The sequence below is a fragment of the Streptomyces sporangiiformans genome (genome assembly GCF_005768555.2).
GTDB classification, from domain to species: domain Bacteria; phylum Actinomycetota; class Actinomycetes; order Streptomycetales; family Streptomycetaceae; genus Streptomyces; species Streptomyces sporangiiformans.
Genome location: NZ_VCHX02000251.1, coordinates 1 through 3,991, shown reverse-complemented (window position 1 = coordinate 3,991; position 3,991 = coordinate 1). Strand labels below are relative to the sequence as shown.

The 3,991-nt window shown below is 72.2% G+C and carries 1 protein-coding gene and 1 pseudogene; both read left to right on the top strand.

What is annotated here, in order from left to right; genetic code table 11:
• Positions 1-746: pseudogene (locus FGD71_RS35335) on the top strand (FxsB family cyclophane-forming radical SAM/SPASM peptide maturase); the annotation flags it as partial.
• Between the two features lie 166 nt (positions 747-912).
• Positions 913-3,873, top strand: a complete 2,961-nt coding sequence (fxsT, locus tag FGD71_RS35330) for an FxSxx-COOH system tetratricopeptide repeat protein (RefSeq protein ID WP_119104639.1) — start codon at positions 913-915, stop codon at positions 3,871-3,873.
• Positions 3,874-3,991: the final 118 nt, after the last annotated feature.

The window sequence follows — 3,991 nt, the reverse complement described above, 5'->3', positions numbered from 1 at the left end:
GGGTCGACCGCACCGGCCGCCCCGCCTGGCCCGCCGCCCGCGCGGCCGCCGTACGCCTCGCCGCGCGCCCGGCGACGTACGCCGGAATCCTCTGCACGATCGACCTGGACACCGACCCGCGCGACGTCTACCACTCGCTCCTCGACCTGGGCCCACCCGGTGTGGACTTCCTTCTCCCGCACGGCAACTGGCAGCGCCCACCGCACCGCCTGGCCCGGGAGACGCCCGGTCGCCACCGGCCCCGGCCGACCCCCTACGGCGACTGGCTCGCCACCGCCTTCGACGCATGGTGGGACATGCCCCAGGACGCGTCCCGGCGCCACACGCGCATACGCCTCTTCCAGGAGATCGCCGCGCTGCTGCTCGGCGCGCCCAGCGGTGCCGAGGCCGTGGGGCTGTCCCCGATGGCCGCGGTCGTCGTCGAGACGGACGGTGCGATCGAGCAGGTCGACTCGCTGAAGTCGGCGTACGACGGAGCGCCGGAGACCGGGCTCGACGTGTTCCGGGACTCGTTCGACCGAGCGCTGCGTCATCCGGGCATCGCGGCACGGCAGCTGGGCGAGCGGGCGCTGGCCGAGGAGTGCCGGGGCTGCCCGGTGCGCCGGGTGTGCGGCGGCGGGAACTACGCCCACCGCTACGCGCCCGGCACGGGCTTCCTGCACCCCAGCGTGTACTGCGCCGACCTGGAGCGACTCATCCGGCACGTCGCGCACCGCCTGAGCCGGACGACGGGCGGCGTCGGATGAGGACGGCCGCGAGACCGGGAGTTCGGCCCGCTCGACCGGGTGAGGGCGGTTCCGTCGACCGGGTGGGTACGGAGCGTGTCTCAACCTTGCACCTCTGTAGTCCTTTTGACGCACAATTGAATGACCTGTGCGCAGTCGTGACAGGTGCAGCTGAGGGGGCAGCGGGATGACGGTGGAGCTCGGTCACGTCACGGTGGTTTTCGCGGGACAGAGCGAGTCCTGGGCCAAATGGATCGACCACCAGGTCAGGGCGGCCGGCCGGGCCACGACGCTGGTGCGCTGGAATCCGCTGCGGCGCCCGCCCACCGCCACGGCGCTCACCGATCTGCTGAGCGCCCCCGGGCGCATCCTTCTCGTCATCGACGACTGGTACGAGCGCCTCGGCCCCGAGCGGTTCGAAGCCTGGGCCGACGCGCTGCGGCAGGTGATGCCTGAGTACCGGGACCGGATCACCGCCGTCAGCATCACGGCCCGGCCCCTGCCGGTGGCCGTCATCGCGCTGGCACCCGTCGAACTGCGCGGACTGCGCCCCGAGGTGGCCCGCAGCCGGGTCCTGGAGTGCGCGGGCGTACCGGAGCCCGGCATCAGCGTCGACCTGTCCCGCGGCCCGCGTTTCCCCGACGATCCCCCGGAGGTGTGGCAGGCACCGCGCCGCAATCGCCGCTTCATAGGCCGCACCGAGCTCCTGGAGAAGGCGTACGGGGCGTTGTCCGCCGCGGGGGACGAGGGCTGTGCCGTGGCGCTGCACGGCCCCGGCGGCATCGGCAAGACCCAGCTCGCGCTGGAGTACGTCCACCGGTTCGCCGGCGAGTACGACATCGTGTGGTGGGTCAGCGCCGCCACCCGGGTCACCGCCCGCCAGCAGTTCGCGGAGCTCGCGCCCCGGCTCGGACTGGACGACGCGGGTGATCTCGGGGCGACCATCAAGGCGGTCAAGCGCGAACTCGACGCCACCGCACGCCCCTGGCTGCTCGTCCTGGACGGCGCGGGCGCCCCCGACCGGCTGAGCGATCTCGTCCCCACGGGACGCGGCCATGTGCTGATCACCACGCACCGCGCGGACTGGGCGGCGCACGCCGAGACCATGGCCGTACCGGTCTTCGAGCGCCGGGAGAGCGTGGCGTTCGTCGGGCGCCGCACCGAGCGGCTGACCGACCTCCAGGCGGGTCGGCTCGCCGAGGCCGTCGAGGACATGCCGCTGCTGCTCGACCAGATGGCCGCCTGGCTGGACCTCAACCCCACCGTGCCGGTCAACGAGTACATCCGGGACATCCGCGACGGCAAACCGGACCGCTTCGGCGTCATGGCCTCCGCGAACTATCCGGAGAGCTTCCAGGTCGCCTGGGCCAAGCTCCTCAACACCCTCCGCGAGGGCTCCGAGGCGGCCTGGCAGCTGCTGAACCTGCTCGTCTGCTTCTCGCCCGACGTGGTGCCCGTACGACTGCTCCAGACGGCACGGCACGGCGATCTGCCGGACGGACTGGCCGATTTGGTCGCCGAGCCGAGCAGCTGGAACACCGCGCTGCGCAAGCTCTCCGAGATCACCTCCATGCGGGTCGAGTACGAACAGGGCCCGCGCATGGACGTCCAGACCGTCGGCACGCTGCGCATGCACCGTCTCTTCCACCGGTACGTACGGTCCGTGCAGTCACCGCGCGATGCCGAGCGCTACTCGGCCGCAGCCCGCAAGGTGCTGGTCTCCGCGGACCCCCGTAACGCCAACTCGGCCGGCAACTGGGCGCGCTACGCCGAACTCATCCCGCACCTCGAACCGGCCGGCGTCCTCGACTCGGCCGACGACGACGTCCGTGAGCTCGCCCTCAACTGCATCGAATACCTGCGGATGCGCGGGGAGTACCACGACGGCTGGTGGCTCAGCAGACAGGCCGTCGACCACTGGCGGGCGGTGTCCGGCGACACCGACCGCTCGGTGCTCGTCGCCGTCCACCAGCTCGCCAACATGCTGCGCAGACTGGGGCGGTACGCGGAGGCCGAGGAGGTCGGCCGCGAGACCCTGCGCCGGCTCGGCGCGGCGCGGAACGTCCTGCCGATCGAGGTGATCCGCGCCAAGGACGGCCTCGGCGGCACCCTGATGGCCCTCGGGCGGTACGCGGAGGCACGCGCCCTGTTCGAGGCGGCCGCGGTGGAGGCCGCCGACGCGCTGGGCGGTGAGAACGTGCCCCGGACCCTCAACATCCGCAGCAACCTCGCCGTCGCCCTTGGTCTGCAGGGCCACTACACCGACTCTCTCGTCCTGCACCGGAAGATCTTCGAGGCCCGGGTGGACCTCCTGGGCGACAGGAACGCGCTGACGCTGAACTCGGCGTTGCGCACCGCCTGGATGCTGCGGCTGCTCGGTCGCTACCGGGAGGCGCTCGCCATTCAGGGCCACAACTCCCGGGCGCACAGCCAGGTCCTCGACCGCAACCACAGCCAGACCCTGCAGGCCGAGCACAACCTCGCGCTGTGCGCCCGCCGCGACGGCGACATCCAGTTCGCGCAGGCCATGATGCGCGGGGTCCGGGAGAAGCTGCTGCGCCGGCGCGGAGTCGTGCACCCGGAGAGCCTGATGGTCTCCTGCGACTACGCGATGCTGCTGCGCCAGCTGGACAGGATGCCGCAGGCCAGGGAGCTGGCCGAGACCACCGCCGCACACTACGCGGCTCAGCTGGGCGACACCCATCCGTACGCGATCGGGGCGCGGGACAACATCGCGACCGTCATGCGGGACATGGGCGAGACGCGCGCCGCACTGACGCTGTCCCGCAGGACGACGCGACAGATGGAGGAGGCGGTGGGGCGGGACCATCCCTGGGCCATCGGCTGCGCCAAGAACGGGGTGGCCGCGCTGGCCGCCGTCGGTGACACCGAGTCGGCGGCGACCCTCGGCCGGGACGCGGCAGAGCGGGCCGCCCGGACGCTCGGCGAGACCCATGTCCTGACGATCAGCCTCAAGGCGGGCCTCGCGATCGATCTGTCGGAGCTGGGGGAGCGCGAGGAGGCCGAGGAACTGCACCGGGACGCCGTGGCCCGGCTCACCGAGCTGCTCGGCCCCGACCATCAGCACACCCGCTACATCCTCGAACGGCACCGGCCGTACTGGGACTTCGAGCCCCAGCCGATCTGAGGGCAGGCACCTGGGAGCTCACCCGGTACTTCGCGCGGTATCTCGCCCCGGGAGTACTGGGTGTCGCGGAGTCACCGCACACGCCGGAGGGCCCGGCCCGAGTCGTAGCGACTCGGGC

What these genes read in the sequence shown, in the direction of transcription:
- fxsT (WP_119104639.1), top strand. Translation starts at nt 913, where the DNA reads ATGACGGTGGAGCTCGGTCACGTCACGGTGGTTTTCGCGGGACAGAGC.